Source organism: Streptococcus mitis (genome assembly GCF_000722755.1).
Taxonomy (GTDB): Bacteria; Bacillota; Bacilli; order Lactobacillales; family Streptococcaceae; genus Streptococcus; species Streptococcus mitis_CM.
On the sequence record NZ_JPFY01000008.1, the window covers coordinates 116,524 to 143,323 of the forward strand.

The window sequence follows — 26,800 nt, forward strand, 5'->3', positions numbered from 1 at the left end:
GTTTTTCCTTAATAAGATAAGTGAAAACCTTATTCCTTTTTGTTTGTTTCCTGAAAGTATATATATACGAGTAAGAAGAAAAAAATTTTAAAAAATAATCAAAAAAGTTATTTAAAACCGCTTGCATTTATCAAGAAAATGAGATATACTAATAGTAACGCAAACGTTTGCGTTCGTAAAAATGTAATATCTAACTATAAACACATGAGGTGCTTATTATGAAAAAACGTCAAAGTGGTGTGTTGATGCACATTTCTTCTCTTCCGGGAGCATACGGAATCGGTTCATTTGGTAAAAGTGCTTACGACTTCGTTGATTTCTTGGTTCGCACAAAACAACGTTACTGGCAAATCCTTCCACTAGGAACAACTAGTTACGGAGACTCTCCTTACCAATCTTTCTCAGCCTTCGCAGGGAACACTCATTTTATCGATTTAGATATCTTGGTGGAACAAGGCTTGTTGCAAGAAAGTGACCTTGAAGGGGTTGACTTTGGTAGCGATGCATCTGAAGTTGATTATGCGAAAATCTACTATGCACGTCGTCCTCTTTTAGAAAAAGCGGTAAAACGTTTCTTGGAAGTAGGAGATGTTAAAGATTTTGAGAAATTTGCTCAAGACAACCAATCATGGCTTGAACTCTTTGCAGAATATATGGCTATCAAAGAGCATTTTGACAATCTTGCTTGGACTGAATGGCCAGATGCAGATGCTCGTGCTCGTAAAGCTTCAGCACTTGAAAGCTACCGTGAGCAATTGGCAGACAAGTTAGTTTACCACCGTGTGACTCAATACTTCTTCTTCCAACAATGGTTGAAATTGAAAGCTTACGCTAACGACAATCACATCGAAATCGTTGGAGACATGCCAATCTACGTAGCGGAAGATTCAAGCGATATGTGGGCAAATCCACATCTCTTCAAGACAGATGTCAACGGTAAGGCGACTTGCATCGCAGGATGCCCACCAGATGAATTTTCTGCAACTGGTCAGCTTTGGGGTAACCCAATCTATGACTGGGAAGCAATGGACAAAGACGGCTACAAATGGTGGATTGAACGCTTGCGTGAAAGCTTCAAAATCTACGACATCGTTCGTATCGACCACTTCCGTGGTTTCGAATCTTACTGGGAAATCCCTGCTGGTTCTGATACAGCAGCACCTGGTGAGTGGGTGAAAGGTCCTGGCTACAAGCTTTTTGCAGCCGTTAAGGAAGAACTTGGTGAGTTAAACATCATCGCTGAAGACCTTGGTTTCATGACAGACGAAGTTATCGAATTGCGTGAACGTACTGGCTTCCCAGGAATGAAGATTCTTCAATTTGCCTTCAACCCAGAAGACGAAAGCATCGATAGCCCACACTTGGCACCTGCTAACTCAGTTATGTACACAGGAACACACGATAACAATACGGTCCTTGGTTGGTACCGTAACGAGATCGATGATGCGACTCGTGAATACATGGCTCGCTACACTAACCGTAAAGAATACGAAACAGTGCCACATGCTATGCTTCGTACAGTCTTTTCATCAGTTAGCTTCATGGCAATTGCAACTATGCAAGATTTGCTAGAATTGGATGAGGCAGCTCGTATGAACTTCCCATCTACCCTTGGTGGAAACTGGTCTTGGCGTATGACTGAAGATCAATTGACACCAGCTGTCGAGGAAGGCTTGCTTGACTTGACAACAATCTATCGCCGAATCAATGAAAATTTGGTAGAATTAAAGAAATAATACAATATCAGGAGACACCTTAAACATGTTATCACTACAAGAATTTGTACAAAATCGTTACAATAAAACCATTGCAGAATGTAGCAATGAAGAGCTTTACCTGGCTCTTCTTAACTACAGCAAGCTTGCAAGTAGCAAAAAACCAGTTAACACTGGTAAGAAAAAAGTTTACTACATCTCAGCTGAGTTCTTGATTGGTAAACTTTTGTCAAACAACTTGATCAACCTTGGTCTTTACGACGATGTCAAAAAAGAACTTGCAGCTGCAGGTAAAGACTTGATCGAAGTTGAAGAAGTTGAATTGGAACCATCTCTTGGTAATGGTGGTTTGGGACGTTTGGCTGCCTGCTTTATCGACTCAATTGCTACTCTTGGTTTGAACGGTGACGGTGTTGGTCTTAACTACCACTACGGTCTTTTCCAACAAGTTCTTAAAAATAACCAACAAGAAACAATTCCAAACGCATGGTTGACAGAGCAAAACTGGTTGGTTCGCTCAAGCCGTAGCTACCAAGTACCATTTGCAGACTTTACTTTGACATCAACTCTTTACGATATTGATGTTACTGGTTATGAAACAGCAACTAAAAACCGCTTGCGTTTGTTTGACTTGGATTCAGTTGATTCTTCTATCATTAAAGATGGTATCAACTTTGACAAGACAGATATCGCTCGCAACTTGACTCTCTTCCTTTACCCAGATGATAGTGACCGTCAAGGTGAATTGCTCCGTATCTTCCAACAATATTTCATGGTTTCAAACGGTGCGCAATTGATCATTGACGAAGCAATCGAAAAAGGAAGCAACTTGCATGACCTTGCTGACTACGCAGTTGTCCAAATCAACGATACTCACCCATCAATGGTTATTCCTGAGTTGATCCGTCTTTTGACTGCTCGTGGTATCGAACTTGACGAAGCAATCTCAATTGTTCGTAGCATGACTGCCTACACTAACCACACAATCCTTGCTGAAGCCCTTGAAAAATGGCCTCTTGAATTCTTGCAAGAAGTGGTTCCTCACTTGGTACCAATCATCGAAGAATTGGATCGTCGCGTGAAAGCAGAATACAAAGATCCAGCTGTTCAAATTATCGATGAGAGCGGACGTGTTCACATGGCTCACATGGATATCCACTACGGATACAGCGTTAACGGGGTTGCAGCACTTCACACTGAAATCTTGAAGAACTCTGAGTTGAAAGCTTTCTACGACCTTTACCCAGAAAAATTCAACAACAAAACAAATGGTATTACTTTCCGTCGTTGGCTCATGCATGCTAACCCAAGATTGTCTCACTACTTGGATGAGATTCTTGGAGAAGGTTGGCACCATGAAGCAGATGAGCTTGAAAAACTTTTGTCTTATGAAGACAAAGCAGCTGTCAAAGAAAAATTGGAAAGCATCAAGGCTCACAACAAACGCAAATTGGCTCGTCACTTGAAAGAACACCAAGGTGTGGAAATCAATCCAAACTCTATCTTTGATATCCAAATCAAACGTCTTCACGAGTACAAACGCCAACAAATGAACGCTTTGTACGTAATCCACAAATATCTTGACATCAAGGCTGGTAACATCCCTGCTCGCCCAATCACAATCTTCTTTGGTGGTAAAGCAGCTCCAGCCTACACAATCGCTCAAGACATCATCCACTTGATCCTTTGTATGTCAGAAGTTATTGCTAACGATCCAGCAGTAGCTCCACACTTGCAAGTAGTTATGGTTGAAAACTACAACGTTACTGCAGCAAGCTTCCTTATCCCAGCATGTGATATCTCAGAACAAATCTCACTTGCTTCTAAAGAAGCTTCAGGTACTGGTAACATGAAATTCATGTTGAACGGAGCTTTGACTCTCGGTACTATGGACGGTGCTAACGTGGAAATCGCTGAGTTGGTTGGCGACGAAAACATCTACATCTTTGGTGAAGATTCAGAAACTGTTATCGACCTTTACGCAAAAGCAGCTTACAAATCAAGCGAATTCTACGCTCGTGAAGCTATCAAACCATTGGTTGACTTCATCGTTAGCGATGCAGTTCTTGCAGCTGGAAACAAAGAGCGCTTGGAACGTCTTTACAATGAATTGATCAACAAAGACTGGTTCATGACTCTTCTTGACTTGGAAGACTACATCAAAGTTAAAGAGCAAATGTTGGCTGACTACGAAGACCGTGACGCATGGTTGGATAAAGTTATCGTAAACATTGCTAAAGCAGGATTCTTCTCATCTGACCGTACAATCGCTCAGTATAACGAAGATATCTGGCACTTGAACTAAGATACTTTGCATCAGATTATAAAACAAAACGCATCTTGAAAAGGTGCGTTTTTTTTGACGGTACAAAGTAGAGACTTTAATGGAAAGTTCTCTATACCGTTAAAACGCTAGCACAACAGAGGAAAAACAGGTATACTATTGTTAATTAGACCGAATCGGATAAAGAAGAGGGGAATTTATGATAAAAAAACTAGCACTAACAGTGGTACTTTTGGGAATGGCACTATTGACATTGACTGGTTGCTTTGTAAAAAGTAGCCGAAGATTTATTGAAGGGAAGGCCTCAGAGTTAAGCAAGGTCTATCCAACAGAGAATCTGGAAGACTTGTTTGAGAAGTTTCCGGATGGGTTTCAGATAGATGTTATGGATGCTGAAAATCTTGAAGAAGATGAAAGAACTTCATCAATAATTTATCATTTAATATTAAATGGGATTTCGGAAACGAGAGAAATAAAAGGAAAGTACACTAAAGAGAAAGCATTTAAAAATTCATCAGGGAAGATAGAACATGAAATGTTGTATCAAGGAGAGGTTTACTATAAAGGTGGTAGTCTTCACTTGTCAGATGACACCAGCTCTAATAATAAAGAAAAAGGTGAATTAAAACATACACGTCTTTTAATGCAGGAATTTTCTATTTCAAGGTCGAGTTTAAAAGCCTTAGAAGTTGTTCGGAAAGGATATAGCCCTGAGACCGGTTCTGCCAGCATCACCTATAAGCTTAAAAATGAACAAGTGAATAATTATTTGGGCTTAGAAAATGATGACCAAATAAATATGGATATCAATATTTTTGAACCAACAATATCAGGTAAAAGTTATGGATATACTGTTATTTTTAGAAAAAATGATATTGATCATTCTGAGATGATTACTGGAAAACTAGAGGGATATTAGTAATGAGCGATAATAAAGGATACACAGTTCTAGATGGGACGAATCCAACACTGGATGCTTCAGATTTGTCCTATGAATTTGAAAAGGCCAGAATTAGAGGCGCGAATGATGCTAATGTGGTAAAACATTATCAAGATGAAGAAGGGAAGATTAAACCCCTAAATTTCACATATCTATCCAGCTTTCGTGATCCTGAGACAGGGACGAGTGGGGTTGCTTTTAAAGATACTAACAGCGGAAAAACCATTATTGCTTTTACAGGGACCAACCCTGATAGTGACTTAGTAAACGACGCGATCAAGACAGATGGGCTTAGTATCGCCTTTGGGACGGGGCATCATTTGATTGGCGCTTAGATTGAATCAAAACCTTAAAATTGGTATAATGAAGTGACTATCTTGGATTCTGAGAGGAGGAGCAATCCATGTTTAAAAAAATTGCAATGATGATCTTATTAGGAGGGTTTGGAATGATGGCGTTAGCTGGATGTAGTGGGAAGAGTAGTCGACAATTTATCGAAGGGAAAGCCGCTGAGCTCAGCAAGGTCTATCCAACGGAGAATCTGGAAGACTTGTTTGATAAGTTTCCGGAGGGCTTTCAGATTCGTATAATAGATTCTGAAAAGAAAGATGACAACTCACCAACAATAATTTACCAAACTGTTTTAAATGGTATTTCTGAAACCAAAGAAATAAAAGGAGAAATTACCAAAGAAAGCTCACTCAAAAATTCAGATGGGAAAATTGAAGAAGAAATTTTATATCAAGGAAATGTCTACTACAAAGATGGAAACCTTCATTTATCAGAAGGAAATTCTTCTAAAAATAAAGAGAAAGGTGACTTAAAACATACACGTCTTTTAATGCAGGAATTTTCTATTTCAAGGTCGAGTTTAAAAAGACTAGAAGTTATTCGGAAAGGCTATAGTTTCGAGACGGGTTCTGCCAGCATCACCTATAAGCTTAAAAATGAACAAGTGAATGATTATTTGGACTTAGAAAAAGATAGTCAACTTAATATGATTATTAACATCCCTGAACCAACGGTATCAGGAAAGAACTACAGCTATTCCATCATTTTTAGAAAGGGTAGTCTCTCTCATTCAGAAGGTATTGTTGGAAAACTAGAAAAGGATTAGTAATGAGCGATAATAAAGAATATACTGTTTTGGATGGGACGAATCCGACACTGGATGCTTCGGATCTGTCTTATGAATTTGAAAAAGCTAGAATTAATGGTGCTACTGATGAAGATGTTAAAAGATTCTATTTTCAAGAAGAAAATAAAATCAAGCCCTTTAATTTTGAGTATCTATCCAGCTTTCGTGATCCTGATACAGGGACGAGCGGGGTTGCCTTTAAAGATGAGACAAGTGGAAAAACCATCATTGCTTTTACAGGGACTAACCCTGATAGTGACTTAGTAAACGACGCGATCAAGACAGATGGGCTTAGTATCGCCTTTGGGACGGGGCATCACTATGATTCAGCCTATCAGTTTTATGAGGATGTTCTAAAAAAGAACGGCTTAAATCCAGAAGATGTCATCCTGACAGGGCACTCCTTGGGTGGGAATATTGCTCAGCGTGTCGCTCTCAAATACAACGCTCCGGAAACCATCGTCTACAATGCAGCGCCTCTCTATATCTCTGCTAGCCTGAGCATTTTTTCTGCTAAAAATATAGCAGCGATAGAGAGTGACAAGGCTAGTTTTACAGGAAACATCACACGCATTACGACACAGCAAGATCCTCTGAATAATATATCTGATCGGGTTGGTGGAGTATATGTCGGTAAAGAGTATGTTATCCCCCGTTCAGGCGGTCACATGATGGGAGATTTACGGGCAGTTGCTGGTGATATCAAGTATAGCATTGCGATGGACGACATTAAAAGAAATACAGATCAAGGCCTAAAAGGTGTGCAGAGCAAGAAAGAACGCTTCGAAGTCAATGACATCGGGACGGCTTCTCCAAATGGGCTATCTAGGGCAGAGCTCATCGCACTGGACTCAGAGCAGGCGCTGGTTGTAGCTAGCGGATTGTCGACTACTTCCAGTGCAACGGTTGATTTGATAGCTGCAAAAGGGACGAGTGCAGTCGATAAGGCTCTGACCGTGTATAAAAGCCTTGGTGATGTACCGTTTGGCTTTCTTCTATCTTCTGATGAAGTCAGAGCGACTTACAATGAATGTGGTGTCAACTATGGAACTATTGTTGAGGCGGTAGACAGTCATTGTCGAACTGTTAAAAAGACCGCAAATGAAGTAGCTACTTCATTTGCAAACTTGGAGACAAAAATAAAGTCAGGAATTGAACAAACCGTTCAAAAAGATAAAGAATTACAAGGATTAATTGCTCATGGATAAGTGGAGTGAGATTAGGGCTAAGTTAGTGGATGCCCAAGAAGAACTCTATCAGATTGGAGATCAATACCGACAGTCAAAGGATGATTTGGACACCAAGTGGAGCTTTTTGAATGATTTTCATAAGGGATTAAAGCAAAAATTTGATGAAAAGCATTCCCTTGTGTTGTCAGCCTATTCAAAAATGCCAGATGCGACTGAGGACATGCTTAATGCTGCGGTGGAAGCCATAAATCGGTACAGGATGGTGAATGAAGTGGAGTTTAGAACTCGGAGACGTGAGCTGGAAAGAAAATATGACGATTTAGAAGATAGCTATAAGAAAAAGTGTCGAAAACAAGAGTCAGTCATTGAGCAACTCTCTAGTGAACTAAGAGCATGTCAGTCAGATGAAAAATAGGAGGGAAACGGATGGGACTATTTGAAGATATTGGTACTGGAATTTATGATTTTGCTTCAGATACAATGGACAACATCGGTAATGGAATTTATGGTATCAATGATTTTGCTCGGGAGCATATTCCAGGCATGGGAGAGGTAGAGGATGCTGTACACGGGGCTTATGATTGGGGAATGGATCAGTTACGCTCTTTTGAAGCCTATAGCGAGATTGAGAAGAGATTAGAAAGGTCACTTATAAGAACCTTGTATGTTCCGGCTAAAAAACGGGCGGTAGCTCGTGTTATTAAAGAGTTTGATACAGGCGTTCAAAAAGTCGGCCAAAAGGCAAAGACTACGATTGATTCCGTTAATAATCAAATCGATGCGGAAATCAAAGGGGAGTTTTCAAATGCCATTCAAGATACAGTTAGTAAAGAGAATCTCAAGTGGGAGAAATTGGTTTAAAAAAAATAGAAATAGTTGACTCACTATTTTATTACAAAAATCAAATCCGCACCTTAATCAAGGGTGCGGACTTTGTCTTATTTCAAAAATTTGTTTACTTTGCCTTCCCAACCAAAATCTCTGCTTCAATGGTAATCTCTGTCAGTTGGCTCCAGTCAATCTCAGCCTGGTAGATGTGAAAGAGTAGGGGTGTCATGCTGAGTAGGGCTTGGAGCTGATCTGCTGTGATAGTCTTGGTCAGAGAGGCAGTTTTACTGGATAAGATAGTGAAGTTGTTTTGGAAATGATTTTTGATATCTTGGTTGGAATAGTCCTTGTTTGTCAGCTGGTCTTGTACCTTCTGACGGATTTCCTTGAGGTGATTTTTAGTTGGAATAACCTTTATCAAGATGCCGTCTTTGGATAAAATGCGACTAAATTCTCCGTAATTGGCAGGGGAAAAGATATCAAGCAGAATATCCATGCTGTCGTCTTTTATAGGAAGACGAGCTAAGTCACCAACGAACCAGTTGACTGCCCAGTTTGGTTCACTCTTGGCAGCGATTTGGACGGAATCTTTGGAAATATCAAAGGCATAGAAGGTTTTGTCAGGATGCCTTTTTTGAAGCTTGCGAGAATAGAAACCTTCACCACAACCAATATCCAAGATTGTTGTGGCAGTTTTTGAGCTTGCAAGTAAATCGGAAATGCCCTCTAAGATAGCTTGATAAAAGCCAGCTTCTAGGATTTGTTGGCGGTTTTGAAAATTTTCCTTGTCGTAGTTAGCAGATTGCTTGATTTGAGGGGCTAGATTGACATAGCCGAATTTCGCCAAGTCAAAAGAATGACGGTTGTAGCACTTGAGACTGCTCTCTACCAGAGTCAGATTTTCTTGGCAGATAGGACAGGCAAAGGCAGTCGCAGAAGCGAAGCGCTGAAGTTTAGGTTTGAGATTTGTATTCATAGTTTAAGTCTAGCAAAAAAAGGACTAGATGGCAAATGCCTCCAGTCTTCTTTTTAATATGTAAGAACAAAATATTTTTTCTTTCCACGACGGATAACAGTCAGTTCGTTTTCTAACTTATCTGCGTCACTCAAGACATAGTCAAGGTCTTGGATGCGGTCGCCGTTGACGTAGATAGCTCCGTTTTGAACATCTTCACGGGCTTGGCGTTTTGAGTTTACTACACCAGATGAGACGAGCAGTTCCACGATATTGTGGTTTTCGTCTGCTTGTACTTGGTAGTTTGGCACTCCACGAAGTCCTTGTTTGAGCTCTTTAACAGAAAGATTTTTGATGTTTCCTGCAAAGAGTTGCTCAGTGATGTTAAGAGCTTCTTTGTAAGCTTCTTCTCCGTGAACAAGAGTCACGACTTCACGAGCCAAGACTTTTTGAGCTAAGCGTTCGTGTGGAGCCACTTCAAATTGTTTACGGATGTCTTCAATCTCATCAAGTGACAAGAAAGTAAAGATTTTCAAGAAGCGAACAGCGTCTGCGTCCATAACGTTCATCCAAAATTGGTACATTTCGTATGGAGAAGTCTTTTCAGGATTAAGCCAGACGGCATTTCCTTCTGATTTACCAAATTTCTTACCAGTTGCATCTGTGATAAGCGGAACTGTGATAACGTGTCCAGTTTTGTCAGCCTTACGACGAAGTAATTCGGTACCAGCTGTCATATTTCCCCACTGGTCAGAACCACCGATTTGAAGCGTTACGTTATGGTCTTGGTTAAGAACGAAGAAGTCGTAACCTTGCATGATTTGGTAGGCAAACTCAGTGTATGAAATTCCTGTTTCAATCCGTTTTTTCACAGACTCCTTGCTCATCATGTAGTTGACAGTAAAGTATTTTCCGATATCACGGAGGAAATCAATGAAGCTGATGCTGCCAAACCAGTCGTAGTTGTTGACCATGACAGCTTTATTTTCACCATTTTCAAAGTCAAGAAAGCGAGAAAGTTGTCCTTGGATAGACTTGACCCAGCCATCTACTGTGTCTTTTGTTTGGAGACTACGTTCAGCATCTTTGAAGGACGGATCTCCGATGAGACCTGTAGCACCGCCAACGAGCGCATAAGGTTTGTGACCTGCTAGCTGCAAGCGACGACTTGTCAAGATTGCGACAAGGTGGCCCAGGTGAAGGCTGTCAGCAGTTGGATCATAGCCAGTATAATAAGAAACTTGACCTTCTTCTAGGGCTTTACGCAAAGCTTCTTCATCAGTCGTTTGAAAAATCAAACCACGCTCTTTTAGCTCATCAAAAATGTGCATATGTCTTTTCTCCTTTTTAAAAATATTGTTTCTATCTATTGTATCACAAACTCGGGCAATAGCCTAGTAGAATAAGGAAGAAAGTAGCTATTTTATTGAAAGTTTACCTTTTATGGTATAATAGATAGAGTGAGGAAATCCATGCAAAATCAATTAAATGAATTAAAACGAAAAATGCTGGAATTTTTCCAGCGAGTAAAATCAAAAATAAATCATAGAAAATCAGAGAAAGTCTCAGAAGAGAAGCAGTCGGATGGGACAGGTGGGAAAGTTCTGGCTATCCTAAGTAGAATTTTAGTTGCTATTAAGGGAATTTTGAATACTCTCTTTATTCTAGGCTTTATCGGTGGACTTTTTGGTGCTGGTGTAGCTCTTGGTTATGGAGTTGCTTTGTTTGACAAGGCCAAGGTTCCCCAAACGGAGGATTTGGTCAAGCAGGTTAAAAATATTTCTTCCATCTCAGAAATTGTTTATGCAGATGGGAGTGCCATTGCTTCTATCGAGAGCGACCTACTGCGAACTTCTGTTTCATCTGAGGAAATATCAGACAATCTCAAAAAGGCTATCGTTGCTACTGAGGACGAACATTTTCTTGAACATAATGGGGTTGTGCCAAAAGCTGTGATTCGGGCGACTTTGGGAACCTTTGCAGGTTTGGGCTCATCTAGCGGGGGCTCGACCTTGACCCAACAGTTAATCAAGCAACAAGTGGTCGGAGATGCTCCGACTTTGGCTCGTAAGGCTACAGAAATTGTCGATGCCCTTGCCTTGGAACGCAGTATGAGCAAGGATGAAATCTTGACGACTTATCTCAATGTCGCTCCCTTTGGTCGAAATCATAAAGGGCAGAATATTGCAGGTGCCCAGCAAGCTGCTGAAGGGATTTTCGGTATCGATGCCAACAAGTTGAGTATTCCCCAAGCTGCCTTCCTAGCAGGTTTGCCACAGAGTCCGATTACTTATTCTCCTTATGAAAATACTGGAGAGTTAAAGAGTGATGAAGACTTAGAACTTGGTTTGAAGCGGGCCAAGGATGTTCTCTACAACATGTACCGTACGGGTGCTCTGACTCAGGAAGAATACGACCAGTACAAGGATTATAATCTCAAACAAGACTTCTTGCCATCAGGTACTGTCAATGTTGTTTCGAGGGATTATCTCTACTTTACAGCTATGGCTGAAGCGACAGACCGTATGTATGATTATTTAGTTCGACAGGACAATGTCTCTAACCAAGAGTTGAAAAATGAAGCGATTCGAAAGGCTTATCATGAGAGAGCTGAGCAGGAACTAAGTAATGGCGGCTACAAAATCACTACAACGATCAATAAAAAAATCCATGCGGCCATGCAAAACGCAGTTGCTAACTATGGTCATTTGGTAGATGATTCGACTGGGCAGCCTGAAGTAGGGAATGTTTTGATGGACAATAAAACGGGGGCTGTTCTAGGCTTTGTTGGTGGTCGTAATTACCAGACTAACCAAAACAATCACGCCTTTGACACCAAGCGTTCACCAGCCTCTACAACCAAGCCTTTGCTGGCCTACGGAATTGCCATTGATCAAGGTTTGATGGGAAGTGCTAGCATATTGTCAAATTATCCTACAAATTTTGCAAATGGTAGTCCGATTGTGCATGGTAGTAGTAAAGGCACAGATATGGTCAATTTGGGTGATGCTTTAAACTATTCATGGAATATTCCAGCCTATTGGACTTATCGCATGCTTCGTGAAAAAGGTGTCGATGTTAAGAGCTATATGGAGAAAATGGGTTACGAGATTCCAGAGTACGGTATCGAAAGTCTGCCTATGGGGGGTGGTATTGAAGTTACAGTTGCCCAGCATACCAATGGTTATCAAACACTTGCTAATAACGGTGTCTACCATCAGAAACATGTGATTTCTAAGATTGAATCATCTGATGGCACAGTAATCTATGAATTCCAAGACAAACCAGTTCAAGTGTATTCGAAGGCAACAGCAACGATTATGCAGAGTTTGCTTCGTGAGGTGATTTCATCTCGGATCACTTCAAGTTTCCAAACGGATTTGGCTTCTATCAATTCAAGCTTAGCTCGTGCAGACTGGATTGGTAAGACTGGTACAACCAATGAAGATGAAAATATGTGGCTCATGCTTTCGACGCCAAGATTGACTCTAGGTGGTTGGCTAGGTCATGATGACAACCGTCCAATGGCTAAGGGGGCTGGGCATTATCGAAATGCCAAATATATGGCCCACTTGGTCAATGCTATCCAACAGGCTGAGCCTGGTGTTTGGGGCAATGAACGCTTTAATCTTGATTCTAGTGTGACTCAATCTCAGGTCCTCAGATCAACAGGGCAGAAGCCTGGCAAAGTATCCGTTAATGGAAGAACAGTGGATCTTTCAGGTTCTACTGTAACGAGCTATTGGGCTACCAAGACGGGAGCTCCTACGACAAGCTATCACTTTGCTATTGGAGGAAGTGAAGCAGATTACCAAAATGCTTGGTCAAGTATTATTGGTAGTTTCTCATCTACACCAAGCTCAAGTAGTAGCTCTAGCAGTACATCAAGTTCATCTTCAACACAATCAAATAGTAGAAGATAGAGCTATAAAATAAAAATCTTAAATAACGGTCTTGAATCTCGTTAAGAGAGAAGCAAGGCCGTTATTGTGCTTTTAAAGATAAAAGCTATTATAAAAATTGTTAGTAAAATGTCTAATATATATTGCAATCTAGATAATATTGCAGAGATTATTCGTGATTTTAGAATAGAAATTCCCTGAAAATTCTATTGTTTTTGACGTCCTAGTTTATTAATGATATAGAAGAATATTCTCCATCTATCAGTAATATCATTTTTGTTTAGTCGTTTGATGTTAATCGAAAGTTCTTCTGGAGTAGTGAAATTTCTCTTTGTTAAGGATGAAAGCAGACTAGCTTCTGCTTTTTTATCTATATTACTTTACCGGTAAATAAAAAGTTAAAAAAATCACAAAAATACTTGAAGAAACAAATGAAAAGGCTTACAATTATATTATAAACAGTACAAATAAAAAAGGAGAAGTGCTTTATGAAAGCCTATACTTATGTTAAACCAGGACTTGCTTCTTTTGTTGATGTAGACAAACCAGTTATTCGCAAGCCAACAGATGCTATTGTGCGTATCGTAAAAACTACTATTTGTGGAACAGACCTCCATATTATCAAAGGGGATGTTCCCGCTTGCCAAAGTGGTACCATTCTTGGTCACGAAGGGATTGGGATTGTTGAAGAAGTTGGAGAAGGAGTTTCGAACTTCAAAAAAGGCGACAAGGTCTTGATTTCTTGTGTTTGTGCCTGTGGTAAATGCTACTACTGTAAAAAAGGAATTTATGCCCACTGTGAAGACGAAGGGGGTTGGATTTTCGGTCACTTGATTGACGGTATGCAAGCTGAGTATCTACGTGTCCCTCATGCAGATAACACTCTTTACCATACTCCAGAAGACTTGTCAGATGAAGCCTTGGTTATGCTATCAGACATTTTGCCTACTGGGTATGAAATTGGTGTCTTGAAAGGAAAAGTAGAACCTGGTTGTAGCGTAGCCATTATCGGTTCAGGTCCAGTTGGATTGGCTGCTCTTTTGACAGCCGAATTCTATTCACCAGCTAAATTGATTATGGTGGACTTAGACGATAACCGCTTGGAAACTGCTGTATCATTTGGTGCGACTCATAAGATTAATTCTTCAGACCCTGAAAAAGCGATTAAAGAAATTTATGATTTGACAGATGGCCGCGGTGTGGACGTTGCCATCGAAGCTGTTGGTATTCCTGCAACATTTGATTTCTGTCAAAAGATTATTGGTGTAGACGGAACGGTTGCCAACTGTGGTGTACATGGTAAACCAGTTGAATTTGATTTGGACAAGCTTTGGATTCGCAACATCAATGTAACAACTGGTTTGGTATCTACAAATACAACTCCACAATTGTTGAAAGCTCTTGAAAGTCATAAGATTGAACCAGAAAAATTGGTAACTCATTATTTCAAACTCAGTGAAATTGAAAAAGCCTATGAAGTCTTCAGTAAGGCAGCAGACCACCATGCAATCAAGGTCATTATCGAAAACGATATCTCGGAAGCCTAGGTAGTAACAAGATTTTGGAACATAAGCAAATAGAAATTCAGTCATCATAAGATGGCTGGATTTTTTATCTGGAAATTAAGAAATGAGCATATTTCTTTTCTTGTCTGGCGGAATTGGTTATAATATACGGTACAAAGGAATGAATGAATATGTATCGTGTTATAGAAATGTACGGAGATTTTGAACCGTGGTGGTTCTTAGAAGGTTGGGAAGAAGATATTATAGCAAGTAGAAAATTTGACCAGTATTATGATGCTCTCAAATACTACAAAACTTGCTGGTTTAGATTGGAACAAGAATCTCCTCTTTATAAAAGTAGAAGTGACTTGATGACCATTTTTTGGGATCCGGAAGACCAACGCTGGTGTGATGAATGTGATGAATATTTACAACAATACCATTCTTTGGCCCTTTTGCAGGACGAGCAGGTCATCCCAGATGAAAAACTACGCCCAGGCTATGAAAAACAAACAGGTCAGGAAAGGCACCGTTCTTGCCGTATGAAATTAAAATAGAGAAAAAGTAACTTTTTTGGAGTTGCTTTTTTATTTTTTCCAACTCTTTGCGAATAGTATAGGTGAGGAGGTAAGTATGGTTCAAGAAATTGCACAAGAAATCATTCGTTCGGCTCGGAAAAAAGGGGCGCAGGATATTTATTTTGTTCCTAAGTTAGACGCTTATGAGCTTCATATGAGGGTAGGAGACGAGCGCTGTAAAATTGGTAGCTATGATTTTGAAAAGTTTGCGGCCGTTATCAGTCACTTTAAGTTTGTGGCGGGTATGAATGTGGGAGAAAAGCGACGTAGTCAACTTGGTTCTTGTGATTATGAATATGACCAGAAGATGGTGTCCTTACGTTTATCTACTGTAGGCGACTATCGAGGGCATGAGAGCTTAGTGATTCGCTTGTTGCATAATGAGGAGCAGGATTTGCATTTTTGGTTTCAGGATATCGAAGAACTGGGCAATCAGTACAGGCAACGTGGTCTCTATCTTTTTGCTGGTCCAGTCGGAAGTGGCAAGACAACCCTGATGCACGAATTAGCTAAATCTCTCTTTAAAGGACAGCAAGTCATGTCCATTGAAGATCCAGTCGAGATTAAGCAGGACGATATGCTCCAGTTGCAGTTGAATGAGGCGATAGGGCTTACCTATGAAAATCTCATCAAACTTTCCCTACGGCATCGTCCTGATCTCCTGATTATCGGAGAAATTAGGGACAGCGAAACGGCACGTGCAGTGGTTAGAGCTAGTTTGACAGGGGCGACAGTCTTTTCAACCATTCATGCCAAGAGTATTCGAGGTGTTTATGAGCGCCTGCTGGAGTTGGGTGTGAGTGAGGAGGAATTGGCAGTCGTTCTGCAAGGAGTCTGCTACCAGAGATTAATCGGGGGAGGAGGAATCGTTGACTTTGCCAACAAAGACTATCAAGAACACCAGCCAACTAGCTGGAATGAACAGGTTGACCAGCTTCTTAAAGATGGACATATCACAAGTCTTCAGGCTGAAACGGAAAAAATTAGCTACAGCTAAGCAAAAAAATATCATCACCTTGTTTAACAATCTCTTTTCCAGCGGTTTTCATCTGGTGGAGACCATCTCCTTTTTAGATAGGAGTGCCTTGTTGGATAAGCAGTGTGTGACCCAGATGCGTACAGGCTTGTCTCAGGGGAAATCATTCTCAGAAATGATGGAAAGTTTGGGTTTTTCAAGTGCCATTGTCACTCAGTTATCTCTAGCGGAAGTCCATGGAAATCTCCACCTGAGTTTGGGAAAGATAGAAGAATATCTAGACAATCTGGCCAAGGTCAAGAAAAAATTAATTGAAGTAGCGACCTATCCTTTGATTTTGCTGGGATTTCTTCTCTTAATCATGCTGGGGTTACGTAACTACCTACTACCACAACTGGATAGTAGCAATATTGCCACCCAAATTATCGGCAATCTGCCACAAATCTTTCTAGGAATGGTAGGGTTTGTTTCCGTAGGTGCCCTTTTAGCACTAACTTTTTATAAAAGAAGTTCTAAGATGCGCGTCTTTTCTATCTTAGCACGCCTTCCCTTTCTTGGAATCTTTGTGCAGACCTATTTGACAGCCTATTATGCGCGTGAGTGGGGGAATATGATTTCGCAGGGGATGGAGCTGATGCAGATTTTTCAAATCATGCAGGAACAAGGTTCCCAACTCTTTAAAGAAATCGGTCAAGATCTGGCTCAAGCCCTGCAAAATGGTCGAGAATTTTCTCAGACGATAGGGACCTATCCTTTCTTTAAGAAAGAGTTGAGTCTCATTATCGAGTATGGGGAAGTCAAGTCCAAGCTGGGTAGTGAGTTGGAAATCTATGCTGAAAAAACTTGGGAAGCTTTTTTTACCCGAGTCAACCGCACCATGAATCTGGTGCAGCCACTGGTTTTTATCTTTGTGGCTCTGCTTATCGTTTTACTTTATGCGGCAATGCTCATGCCCATGTATCAAAATATGGAGGTGAATTTTTAAAATGAAAAAAATGATGACATTCTTGAAAAAAGCTAAGGTTAAAGCTTTTACACTTGTGGAGATGTTGGTGGTCTTGCTCATCATCAGCGTTCTTCTCTTGCTCTTTGTACCTAATCTGACCAAGCAAAAAGAAGCAGTAAACGATAAAGGAAAAGCTGCTGTTGTTAAGGTGGTGGAAAGCCAGGCAGAACTTTATAGCTTGGATAAAAATGAAGATGCTAGCCTAAGCAAGTTACAAGCAGATGGGCGTATTACTCCTGAACAGGCTAAAGCCTATAATGAATACTATGCTAAAAATGGAGGAACAAATCGTAAAGTCAATGATTAAGGCCTTTACCATGCTGGAAAGTCTCTTGGTTTTGGGACTTGTAACTATGATTGCCTTGGGTTTGTCCGGTTCTGTCCAGTCCACTTTTGCAGCGGTAGAGGAGCAGATTTTCTTTATGGAGTTTGAAGAACTGTATCGGGAAACCCAAAAACGCAGTGTAGCCAGTCAGCAAAAGACTAGCCTAAATTTAGATGGACAGATAATTAGCAATGGCAGTCAAAAGTTGACAGTCCCTAAAGGAATTCATGCACCATCAGGACAAAGTATTACATTTGACCGTGCTGGGGGCAATTCGTCCCTGGCTAAGATTGAATTTCAGACCAGCAAAGGAACGATTCGCTATCAGTTATATCTAGGAAATGGAAAAATTAAACGCATTAAGGAAACAAAAAATTAGGGCAGTGATTTTACTGGAAGCAGTCGTCGCTCTAGCTATCTTTGCCAGCATTGCGACCCTTCTTTTGGGACAAATTCAAAAGAATAGGCAAGAAGAAGCAAAAATCTTGCAGAAAGAAGAAGTTGTGCGTGTAGCTAAGATGGCACTACAGACAGGTCAAAATCAGGTAAAGATAAACGGAGTTGAGATTCAGGTGTTTTCTAGTGAAAAAGGATTGGAGATTTATCATGGTTCAGAACAGTTGTTGGCGATTAAAGAGCCATAAGGTCAAGGCTTTCACCTTGTTGGAATCCTTGATTGCCCTCATTGTCATCAGTGGAAGCTTACTTCTCTTTCAAGCCATGAGTCAGCTCCTCATTTCAGAAGTTCGCTACCAGCAGCAAAGCGAGCAAAAAGAGTGGCTCTTGTTTGTGGACCAGCTGGAGGCAGAATTAGATCGTTCGCAATTCGAAAAAGTGGAGGGTAATCGCCTCTATATGAAGCAGGATGGCAAGGAAATTGCGATAGGTAAGTCAAAATCGGATGATTTTCGAAAAACTGATGCCAGTGGACGGGGTTATCAGCCGATGGTTTATGGCCTCAAATCAGCTCAGATTACAGAGGACAATCAACTGGTGCGTTTTCGTTTCCAGTTCCAAAAAGGCTTAGAAAGGGTGTTCATCTATCGTGTGGAAAAAGAAAAAAGTTAAGGCAGGGGTTCTCCTCTATGCAGTGACCATGGCAGCCATCTTTAGTCTTTTGTTACAATTTTACTTGAACCGACAAGTCGCCCACTATCAAGATTATGCTTTAAATAAAGAAAAATTGGTTGCTTTTGCTATGGCCAATCGAACCAAAGATAAGGTTGAGCAAGAAAGTGGAGAACAGGTTTATAACCTAGGTCAAGTGAACTATCAAAACAAGAAAACAAACTTGGTGACAAGGGTTCGCATGCCTAAGAGCAAATATGAATTTATCTTTCCTTCCGTCAAAATCAAAGAAGAGAAAACAGCTAAAAAGGAAAAGGTAGTGACTGATTCAAGTAATCAAGCAGAGAAGAAAAAATCAGAAGAGAAAGTTGAAAAGAAAGAGAATTCCTAGCCAATCAAGCTACTTTGTGCTAAACTAAAAATATGAAACATGATTTTAACCACAAAGCAGAAACTTTCGATACCCCTAAAAATATTTTCCTTGCAAACTTGGTTTGTCAAGCGGTCGAGAAACAGATTGATCTTCTATCAGACAAAGAAATTTTGGATTTCGGTGGAGGGACGGGTCTGTTAACCTTGCCCCTAGCCAAGCAGGCCAAGTCTGTAACATTGGTGGATATTTCGGAGAAAATGCTGGAGCAAGCTCGTTTGAAAGCGGAGCAGCAAGACATCAAGAATATCCAGTTTTTGGAGCAAGATTTACTGGAAAACCCCTTGGAGCAAGAGTTTGATCTCATTGTCGTTAGTCGGGTTCTTCACCATATGCCTGATTTGGATGCGGCTCTCTTACTGTTTTATCAACATTTGAGGGAAGATGGACAACTCCTACTTGCTGATTTTACCAAGACAGAAGCTAACCATCATGGATTTGAATTGGTTGAACTGGAAAACAGGCTAGCCCAGTTTGGTTTTTCATCTGTGCATAGTCAGATCCTCTATAGCGCTGAAGACCTGTTTCAAGGAAATTACTCAGAACTCTTTTTAACAGTAGCCCAAAAATCACTCGCCTAGTCAGGGAGTGATTTTTCTATAAGGATGGAAAAAAGAAGGGAAATTTGATAAGATAGGAATATGGATTTTGAAAAAATTGAACAAGCTTATACGTATTTACTAGAGAATGTCCAAGTCATCCAAAGTGATTTGGCGACCAACTTTTATGACGCCTTGGTGGAGCAAAATAGCATCTATCTGGATGGTGAAACTGAGCTAGAGCAGGTCAAGGAAAACAATCAGGCCCTTAAACGCTTAGCGCTACGCAAAGAAGAATGGCTCAAGACCTACCAGTTTCTCTTGATGAAGGCTGGGCAGACAGAGCCCCTACAGGCCAATCACCAGTTTACACCAGATGCCATTGCTTTACTTTTGGTGTTTATTGTGGAAGAGTTGTTTAAAGAAGAGGAGATTACGATCCTCGAAATGGGTTCTGGGATGGGAATTCTAGGCGCTACTTTCTTGACCTCGCTTGATAAAAAGGTGGATTACTTGGGAATGGAAGTGGATGATTTGCTGATTGATTTGGCAGCAAGCATGGCAGATGTAATTGGTTTGCAGGCTGGCTTTGTCCAAGGAGATGCTGTTCGTCCACAAATGCTCAAAGAAAGCGACGTGGTCATCAGCGACTTGCCTGTCGGCTATTATCCTGATGATGCCGTTGCGTCGCGCCATCAAGTTGCTTCTAGTCAAGAAAATACCTACGCCCATCACTTGCTCATGGAACAAGGGCTTAAGTACCTCAAATCAGATGGCTACGCTATTTTTCTAGCTCCGAGTGATTTATTGACCAGTCCTCAAAGTGACTTGTTGAAAGGTTGGTTGAAAGAGGAGGCAAGTCTGACTGCCATGATTAGTTTGCCTGAAAATCTCTTTGCCAATGCCAAACAATCTAAGACCATTTTTATCCTACAGAAGAAAAGTGAAACAGCAGTAGATCCTTTTGTTTATCCTCTTGCTAGCTTACAAGATGCAAGTGTTTTAATGAAATTTAAAGAAAATTTTCAAAAATGGACTCAAGGTACTGAAATATAAAATAGATTTTGTTATAATAGATGAAAACGCTTAAAAAGGGGTATCATGTTATGACAAAAACAATTGCAATCAATGCGGGAAGTTCAAGTTTGAAATGGCAATTATACTTAATGCCAGAAGAAAAAGTATTGGCGAAAGGGTTGATTGAACGTATCGGTTTGAAAGATTCAATTTCAACTGTAAAATTTGATGGCCGTTCCGAACAACAAATTTTGGATATCGAAAATCATACACAAGCTGTTAAAATTTTATTGGATGACTTGATTCGTTTCGATATTATCAAGGCTTATGACGAGATTACAGGTGTTGGACATCGTGTTGTTGCCGGTGGAGAATATTTCAAAGAATCGACAGTCGTTGAGGAAGATGTTTTAGAAAAAGTTGAAGAATTGAGCTTGTTGGCTCCTCTCCACAACCCAGCCAATGCAGCAGGTGTTCGTGCCTTCAAGGAATTGTTGCCAGACATTACCAGTGTAGTTGTTTTTGATACTTCATTCCACACAACTATGCCAGAGAAAGCTTATCGCTACCCTCTACCAACAAAATATTACACAGAAAACAAGGTTCGTAAATATGGTGCCCACGGTACAAGTCACCAGTTTGTAGCAGGAGAAGCAGCAAAACTCTTGGGCCGTCCATTAGAGGACTTGAAATTGATTACTTGCCATATCGGTAATGGAGCTTCTATCACAGCTGTTAAGGGCGGTCAATCTGTTGATACTTCAATGGGATTCACTCCACTTGGTGGTGTGATGATGGGAACACGTACAGGAGATATTGACCCAGCTATCATTCCTTACTTAATGCAATATACAGAGGACTTTAATACTCCTGAAGACATTAGTCACGTCCTTAATCGTGAATCAGGACTAATGGGGGTTTCAGGTAAATCTAGTGATATGCGTGATGTGATTGCTGCTATGGAAGAAGGGGACCACGATGCCACTTTAGCCTATGAAATGTATGTTGATCGTATCCAAAAACATATCGGTCAATACCTTGCGGTCCTAAATGGAGCAGATGCTATTATCTTTACTGCAGGTATCGGTGAAAATGCTGCAAACGTACGAGAAGATGTTATCTCAGGTATCTCTTGGTTTGGCTGTGATGTTGACCCAGAAAAGAACGTCTTTGGTGTGACAGGAGACATCTCAACAGAGGCAGCGAAAATCCGTGTCTTGGTTATTCCAACAGATGAAGAATTGGTCATTGCCCGTGACGTTGAACGTTTGAAAAAATAAGTAAAACTAGAAAAAATACTCAATACAAGGAGTTGGGAAAGTGATTTTTCCAGCTTCTTTTTCTGGTGAAATTGTCCAAAACCTTGCTATGATTGGCTTTTTTGAAAAATATGGTATAATAGTAGTAATTTAATAGATGGAGTTGAGTTTTGAAGAAAAACTTTCGTGTAAAAAGAGAGAAAGATTTTAAGGCGATTTTCAAGGAGGGGACAAGTTTTGCTAATCGTAAATTTGTTGTCTACCAATTAGAAAACCAGAAAAATCATTTTCGAGTAGGTCTATCAGTTAGTAAAAAACTAGGGAATGCGGTCACTAGAAATCAAATCAAACGACGAATCCGACATATTATCCAGATTGCAAAAGGGAGTCTGGTAGAAGATGTCGATTTTGTCGTCATTGCTCGAAAAGGAGTCGAAACCTTGGGATACGCAGAGATGGAGAAAAACCTACTCCACGTATTAAAATTATCAAAGATTTACCAGGAAGGAAATGGGAGTGAAAAAGAAACTACAGTTGACTAGTTTGCTAGGACTGTCCCTATTGATCATGACAGCTTGTGCGACAAATGGGACAACTAGCGATATTACAGCCGAATCGGCTGATTTTTGGAGTAAATTTGTTTACTTCTTTGCGGAAATCATTCGCTTTTTATCGTTTGATATCAGTATCGGAGTAGGGATTATTCTCTTTACGATCTTGATTCGTACAGTCCTCTTGCCAGTTTTCCAAGTGCAAATGGTGGCATCCAGAAAAATGCAGGAAGCTCAACCTCGCATTAAGGCGCTTCGAGAACAATATCCAGGTCGAGATATGGAAAGCAGAACCAAGCTAGAGCAAGAAATGCGTAAAGTCTTTAAAGAAATGGGTGTCAGACAGTCAGATTCTCTTTGGCCGATTTTGATTCAGATGCCGGTTATCTTGGCTTTGTTCCAAGCTCTATCAAGAGTTGACTTTTTAAAGACAGGTCATTTCTTATGGATTAACCTTGGTGGTGTGGATACAACCCTTGTTCTTCCGATTTTAGCAGCTGTATTTACCTTTTTAAGTACTTGGCTGTCTAATAAAGCCTTGTCTGAGCGTAATGGCGCTACGACTGCGATGATGTATGGTATTCCAGTCTTAATCTTTATCTTTGGGGTTTATGCTCCGAGCGGAGTCGCTCTCTACTGGGCAGTGTCCAATGCTTATCAAGTCTTGCAAACCTATTTCTTGAACAATCCATTCAAGATTATTGCAGAGCGCGAGGCGGTAGCTCAGGCACAGAAAGATTTGGAAAATAGAAAAAGAAAAGCCAAGAAAAAGGCTCAGAAAACGAAATAATAAGGAGGAATCTGGTAATGGGAGTATTTACAGGTTCAACTGTTGAAGAAGCAATCCAGAAAGGATTGAAAGAATTAGATATTCCAAGAATGAAGGCTCATATCAAAGTCATTTCTCGCGAGAAAAAAGGATTTCTTGGTTTATTTGGTAAAAAACCAGCTCAAGTTGACATTGAAGCTATTAGTGAAACAACTGTCATTAAAGCAAATCAACAAGCTATTAAGGGTGTTCCTAAAGAAATCAATGAACAAAATGAACCGGTCAAAACGGTCAGTGAAGCAACCGTTGATTTGGGTCATGTTGTAGAAGCAATTAAAAAGATTGAAGAAGAAGGCCAAGGGGTTTCTGATGAAGTCAAGGCTGAAATCTTGAAAAATGAAAAACATGCTAGCACCATCTTAGAAGAAACTGGGCACATTGAGATTTTAAATGAATTACAGCTTGAAGAAGCTGGTTTCGGAGAAGAAGTAGAAACTCCTATTGTCGAGACTCAAGCTGAACGAACTGAAAGTCAAGAATTAGAAGATTTGGGCTTAAAGGTGGAACCGATCTTTGATATTGAACAAGTAGCTACGGAAGTAACGACTTATGTTCAAACTATTATTGATGATATGGACGTTGAGGCGACGATTTCGAATGATTATAATCGTCGTAGCATCAATCTGCAAATTGATACCAACGAACCAGGTCGTATTATCGGTTACCATGGCAAAGTTTTAAAGGCCTTGCAACTATTGGCTCAAAATTATCTTTATAACCGCTATTCAAGAACCTTCTACATTACTATTAATGTCAATGATTATGTTGAACACCGTGCAGAAGTCTTGCAGACCTATGCGCAAAAATTGGCGGCTCGTGTTTTAGAAGAAGGCCGTAGTCATCAGACAGATCCCATGTCAAATAGTGAACGCAAGATTATCCATCGTATTATTTCACGCATGGATGGCGTGACTAGTTACTCTGAGGGTGATGAGCCAAATCGCTATGTCGTTGTAGATACAGAATAAACAAAATCAGGGTTATCCTGATTTTTTGCTAGCTGGAGGAGATTAAATTAATGTTGAATAAGATAAGAGACTATCTAGACTTTGCTGGTTTGCAGTACCGTAATCCTGATAAAGCGGGAGTAGAGCGAGAGAAAATGTTGGCATTTCGCCACAAAGGTCAAGAGGCCAGAAAGGCTTTTACAGAACTGGCTAAAGCCTTTCAAGCGAGCCATCCAGAATGGCAACTTCAACAGACTAGCCAGTGGATGAACCAAGCGCAGCGCTTGCGACCGCACTTCTGGGCTTATCTACAGCGTGAGGGGAGAGTGACAGAACCTATGTTGGCTCTTCGTTTGTATGGAGTACCCTCTGATTTTGGTGTTTCCTTAGAAGTCAGTTTCATCGAGCGCAAGAAAGATGAGCAAACTCTAGGCAAGCAGGCCAAAGTTTTAGAAATTCCAACCGTTGAAGGGATTTATTATCTAGCCTACTCTGATGGCCAAAGTCAACGGTGGGAGGCGAACGAAGAAAATCGTCAAGTCTTAGTCGAGAAGGTAGGCAGTCAAGAAATCCGAAAAGTGTTAGTTAAATCAGATGTTTCTATCATAGAAAATCAATCATTAGAAGTGATTTTAGAAAAATTAGAAGATGCTTATGAACGCTTACTTCCCTACTATCAGGCGACAAGAGAGTAGAAAATAGGAGACTTATCTAGCGTCGAATTGTTTAATTGCTATTCTATGTATTTTTTCATATAATAGTAAAATAGAATGTGTGATTCAATAATCACCTCAAATAGAAAGGAAATTCTATGTCAAATCTATCTGTTAATGCAATTCGTTTCCTAGGTATTGACGCCATTAATAAAGCCAACTCAGGTCACCCAGGTGTGGTTATGGGAGCGGCTCCGATGGCTTACAGCCTCTTTACAAAACAACTTCGTATCAATCCCGCTCAACCAAACTGGATTAACCGCGACCGTTTTATTCTTTCAGCTGGTCATGGTTCAATGCTCCTTTATGCCCTTCTTCACCTTTCTGGTTTTGAAGATGTCAGCATGGATGAGATCAAGAGCTTCCGTCAATGGGGGTCAAAAACACCTGGTCATCCAGAATTTGGCCATACAGCAGGGATTGATGCTACCACAGGTCCTCTAGGTCAAGGGATCTCAACTGCCACTGGTTTTGCCCAGGCAGAACGTTTCTTGGCAGCCAAATATAACCGCGAAGGCTACAATATCTTTGACCACTATACTTACGTTATCTGTGGAGATGGAGACTTGATGGAAGGTGTCTCAAGTGAGGCGGCTTCATACGCAGGTTTGCAAAAGCTAGATAAGTTGGTTGTCCTTTATGATTCAAATGACATCAACTTGGATGGTGAGACAAAGGATTCCTTTACAGAAAGTGTTCGTGATCGTTACAATGCCTACGGTTGGCATACTGCCTTGGTTGAAGATGGAACAGACTTGGAAGCTATTCATGCTGCTATCGAAACAGCTAAAGCTTCAGGCAAGCCATCTTTGATTGAAGTGAAGACTGTTATTGGATACGGTTCTCCAAACAAACAAGGAACTAATGCTGTACACGGTGCTCCTCTTGGAGCAGATGAAACTGCAGTAACTCGTCAAGCGCTTGGTTGGGACTACGAACCATTTGAAATTCCAGAACAAGTTTATGCTGATTTCAAAGAACATGTTGCAGACCGTGGCGCATCAGCTTATGAAGCTTGGACAAAATTAGTTGCTGACTATAAAGAAGCGCACCCAGAATTGGCTGCAGAAGTAGAAGCCATTATTGATGGACGTGATCCAGTTGAAGTGACTCCAGCAGACTTCCCGGCTTTAGAAAATGGTTTCTCTCAAGCAACTCGTAATTCAAGCCAAGATGCCTTGAATGTTGTGGCGGCTAAGTTACCAACCTTCCTAGGTGGATCAGCTGACCTTGCTCACTCAAACATGACTTATATCAAGACTGACGGACTTCAAGACGATTCCAACCGCTTGAACCGCAACATTCAGTTTGGTGTTCGTGAATTTGCCATGGGAACAATCTTGAACGGGATGGCTCTTCATGGTGGACTTCGTGTATACGGTGGAACTTTCTTCGTCTTCTCTGACTATGTGAAGGCAGCTGTTCGCTTGTCAGCCTTACAAGGACTTCCCGTGACTTATGTCTTTACCCACGATTCAATCGCGGTTGGGGAAGACGGTCCAACGCACGAACCAGTTGAGCATTTAGCAGGTCTTCGTGCCATGCCAAATCTGAATGTTTTCCGTCCAGCAGATGCGCGTGAAACTCAAGCAGCTTGGTACCTTGCAGTGACAAGTGAAAAAACACCAACTGCCCTTGTCTTAACACGTCAAAACTTGACTGTTGAAGAAGGAACAGACTTTGACAAGGTTGCAAAAGGTGCCTATGTTGTCTACGAAAATGCAGCAGACTTTGATACAATCTTGATTGCAACAGGTTCAGAGGTTAATCTTGCTGTCTCAGCTGCCAAAGAATTGGCTAGTCAAGGCGCAAAAGTCCGCGTAGTCAGCATGCCATCTACAGATGTATTTGATAAACAAGATGCAGCATACAAGGAAGAAATTCTTCCAAATGCAGTTCGCCGTCGTGTTGCAGTCGAAATGGGTGCAACTCAAAACTGGTACAAATATGTTGGTCTAGATGGTGCTGTTCTTGGTATTGATACCTTCGGAGCCTCTGCACCAGCACCAAAAGTATTGGCAGAATATGGCTTTACAGTTGAAAATCTTGTAAAAGTCGTTCAAAACTTGAAATAATTCTAAAAATCAGGGCGCAAGCTCTGTTTT

27 protein-coding genes and 1 pseudogene are annotated in these 26,800 nt (G+C 40.7%); 26 read left to right on the forward strand and 2 right to left on the reverse strand.

Annotation, left to right across the window (positions count from 1 at the left end):
- The first annotated feature begins 218 nt into the window (after positions 1-218).
- From malQ to SK578_RS00795, 8 genes and pseudogenes are all read left to right on the forward strand, one after another.
- Positions 219-1,736 carry a 4-alpha-glucanotransferase gene (gene malQ / locus SK578_RS00760; protein ID WP_042749846.1) on the forward strand — a complete coding sequence of 506 codons (1,518 nt, stop codon included), beginning with the start codon at positions 219-221 and terminating at the stop codon, positions 1,734-1,736.
- Between the two features lie 25 nt (positions 1,737-1,761).
- Positions 1,762-4,020, forward strand: coding sequence for a glycogen/starch/alpha-glucan family phosphorylase (gene glgP / locus SK578_RS00765; protein WP_042749848.1), 2,259 nt, complete (start codon positions 1,762-1,764; stop codon positions 4,018-4,020).
- Positions 4,021-4,198: 178 nt separating this feature from the next.
- Positions 4,199-4,918, forward strand: a complete 720-nt coding sequence (locus tag SK578_RS00770; RefSeq protein ID WP_042749849.1) for a hypothetical protein — start codon at positions 4,199-4,201, stop codon at positions 4,916-4,918.
- Between the two features lie 2 nt (positions 4,919-4,920).
- Positions 4,921-5,259: pseudogene (locus SK578_RS00775) on the forward strand (hypothetical protein); the annotation flags it as partial.
- Positions 5,260-5,342: 83 nt separating this feature from the next.
- A complete protein-coding gene (locus tag SK578_RS00780) occupies positions 5,343-6,056 on the forward strand; it encodes a hypothetical protein (protein WP_042749853.1) in 714 nt (237 codons plus the stop codon).
- 2 nt (positions 6,057-6,058) lie between these two features.
- Complete coding sequence (locus tag SK578_RS00785; protein WP_042749854.1) at positions 6,059-7,285, forward strand: Tle-like phospholipase domain-containing protein; 1,227 nt, start codon at positions 6,059-6,061, stop codon at positions 7,283-7,285.
- Positions 7,278-7,682, forward strand: a complete 405-nt coding sequence (locus SK578_RS00790) for a hypothetical protein (protein WP_042749855.1) — start codon at positions 7,278-7,280, stop codon at positions 7,680-7,682. The genes SK578_RS00785 and SK578_RS00790 overlap by 8 nt, the downstream gene beginning before the upstream one ends.
- Before the next feature lie 11 nt (positions 7,683-7,693).
- The gene (locus SK578_RS00795) at positions 7,694-8,128 is read left to right on the forward strand and encodes a hypothetical protein (RefSeq protein ID WP_042749856.1); all 435 of its coding nucleotides are present in this window, start codon (positions 7,694-7,696) and stop codon (positions 8,126-8,128) included.
- Between the two features lie 94 nt (positions 8,129-8,222).
- Here the strand turns inward: SK578_RS00795 and SK578_RS00800 are convergent, their stop codons facing one another.
- Both SK578_RS00800 and tyrS read right to left on the reverse strand, forming a co-directional pair.
- Positions 8,223-9,071: a putative RNA methyltransferase gene (locus SK578_RS00800; RefSeq protein ID WP_042749858.1), complete on the reverse strand. Its 849-nt coding sequence runs from the start codon at positions 9,069-9,071 to the stop codon at positions 8,223-8,225.
- A 53-nt stretch (positions 9,072-9,124) separates the two neighbouring features.
- Positions 9,125-10,381 (reverse strand): tyrosine--tRNA ligase, encoded by a 1,257-nt coding sequence (tyrS, locus tag SK578_RS00805; protein ID WP_042749860.1) that lies wholly within the window; start codon positions 10,379-10,381, stop codon positions 9,125-9,127.
- Between the two features lie 141 nt (positions 10,382-10,522).
- Between tyrS and pbp1b the strand changes: the two genes are divergently transcribed.
- From pbp1b to tkt, 18 genes are all read left to right on the forward strand, one after another.
- Positions 10,523-12,973: a penicillin-binding protein PBP1B gene (gene pbp1b / locus SK578_RS00810; protein WP_042749862.1), complete on the forward strand. Its 2,451-nt coding sequence runs from the start codon at positions 10,523-10,525 to the stop codon at positions 12,971-12,973.
- 467 nt (positions 12,974-13,440) lie between these two features.
- The gene (locus SK578_RS00815) at positions 13,441-14,499 is read left to right on the forward strand and encodes a zinc-dependent alcohol dehydrogenase family protein (protein WP_042749863.1); all 1,059 of its coding nucleotides are present in this window, start codon (positions 13,441-13,443) and stop codon (positions 14,497-14,499) included.
- Between the two features lie 149 nt (positions 14,500-14,648).
- The gene (locus SK578_RS00820; protein ID WP_033688032.1) at positions 14,649-15,014 is read left to right on the forward strand and encodes a DUF1033 family protein; all 366 of its coding nucleotides are present in this window, start codon (positions 14,649-14,651) and stop codon (positions 15,012-15,014) included.
- Between the two features lie 76 nt (positions 15,015-15,090).
- Entirely contained in the window at positions 15,091-16,032 is a 942-nt protein-coding gene (gene comGA, locus SK578_RS00825; RefSeq protein WP_042749864.1) for a competence type IV pilus ATPase ComGA, read from the forward strand.
- Positions 15,980-16,996, forward strand: coding sequence for a competence type IV pilus assembly protein ComGB (gene comGB / locus SK578_RS00830; protein ID WP_080709928.1), 1,017 nt, complete (start codon positions 15,980-15,982; stop codon positions 16,994-16,996). The genes comGA and comGB overlap by 53 nt, the downstream gene beginning before the upstream one ends.
- Before the next feature lies 1 nt (position 16,997).
- Positions 16,998-17,324 carry a competence type IV pilus major pilin ComGC gene (comGC, locus tag SK578_RS00835; RefSeq protein ID WP_042749867.1) on the forward strand — a complete coding sequence of 109 codons (327 nt, stop codon included), beginning with the start codon at positions 16,998-17,000 and terminating at the stop codon, positions 17,322-17,324.
- On the forward strand, positions 17,317-17,721 hold the full coding sequence (gene comGD, locus SK578_RS00840; protein ID WP_042749869.1) for a competence type IV pilus minor pilin ComGD: 405 nt from the start codon (positions 17,317-17,319) through the stop codon (positions 17,719-17,721). Before comGC ends, comGD begins: the two co-directional genes overlap by 8 nt.
- Positions 17,684-17,986: a competence type IV pilus minor pilin ComGE gene (gene comGE / locus SK578_RS00845; RefSeq protein ID WP_125386708.1), complete on the forward strand. Its 303-nt coding sequence runs from the start codon at positions 17,684-17,686 to the stop codon at positions 17,984-17,986. The genes comGD and comGE overlap by 38 nt, the downstream gene beginning before the upstream one ends.
- Complete coding sequence (gene comGF, locus SK578_RS00850; protein ID WP_042749872.1) at positions 17,949-18,410, forward strand: competence type IV pilus minor pilin ComGF; 462 nt, start codon at positions 17,949-17,951, stop codon at positions 18,408-18,410. The genes comGE and comGF overlap by 38 nt, the downstream gene beginning before the upstream one ends.
- Positions 18,388-18,801: a competence type IV pilus minor pilin ComGG gene (gene comGG, locus SK578_RS00855; RefSeq protein WP_042749873.1), complete on the forward strand. Its 414-nt coding sequence runs from the start codon at positions 18,388-18,390 to the stop codon at positions 18,799-18,801. Before comGF ends, comGG begins: the two co-directional genes overlap by 23 nt.
- 32 nt (positions 18,802-18,833) lie before the next feature.
- Positions 18,834-19,421 (forward strand): class I SAM-dependent methyltransferase, encoded by a 588-nt coding sequence (locus SK578_RS00860; protein ID WP_042749875.1) that lies wholly within the window; start codon positions 18,834-18,836, stop codon positions 19,419-19,421.
- Positions 19,422-19,481: 60 nt separating this feature from the next.
- Positions 19,482-20,435: a class I SAM-dependent methyltransferase gene (locus SK578_RS00865; protein WP_042749877.1), complete on the forward strand. Its 954-nt coding sequence runs from the start codon at positions 19,482-19,484 to the stop codon at positions 20,433-20,435.
- A gap of 50 nt (positions 20,436-20,485) precedes the next feature.
- Positions 20,486-21,676 (forward strand): acetate kinase, encoded by a 1,191-nt coding sequence (locus tag SK578_RS00870; RefSeq protein WP_042749878.1) that lies wholly within the window; start codon positions 20,486-20,488, stop codon positions 21,674-21,676.
- 149 nt (positions 21,677-21,825) lie between these two features.
- Complete coding sequence (gene rnpA / locus SK578_RS00875; RefSeq protein WP_042749880.1) at positions 21,826-22,197, forward strand: ribonuclease P protein component; 372 nt, start codon at positions 21,826-21,828, stop codon at positions 22,195-22,197.
- The gene (locus tag SK578_RS00880) at positions 22,172-22,996 is read left to right on the forward strand and encodes a membrane protein insertase YidC (protein ID WP_200872071.1); all 825 of its coding nucleotides are present in this window, start codon (positions 22,172-22,174) and stop codon (positions 22,994-22,996) included. The genes rnpA and SK578_RS00880 overlap by 26 nt, the downstream gene beginning before the upstream one ends.
- Positions 22,997-23,013: 17 nt before the next feature.
- Positions 23,014-24,003: an RNA-binding cell elongation regulator Jag/EloR gene (jag, locus tag SK578_RS00885; protein WP_042749882.1), complete on the forward strand. Its 990-nt coding sequence runs from the start codon at positions 23,014-23,016 to the stop codon at positions 24,001-24,003.
- A 50-nt stretch (positions 24,004-24,053) separates the two neighbouring features.
- Entirely contained in the window at positions 24,054-24,677 is a 624-nt protein-coding gene (locus tag SK578_RS00890) for a hypothetical protein (protein WP_042749884.1), read from the forward strand.
- A gap of 116 nt (positions 24,678-24,793) precedes the next feature.
- On the forward strand, positions 24,794-26,770 hold the full coding sequence (tkt, locus tag SK578_RS00895; protein WP_042749886.1) for a transketolase: 1,977 nt from the start codon (positions 24,794-24,796) through the stop codon (positions 26,768-26,770).
- The last annotated feature ends 30 nt before the right edge of the window (positions 26,771-26,800 follow it).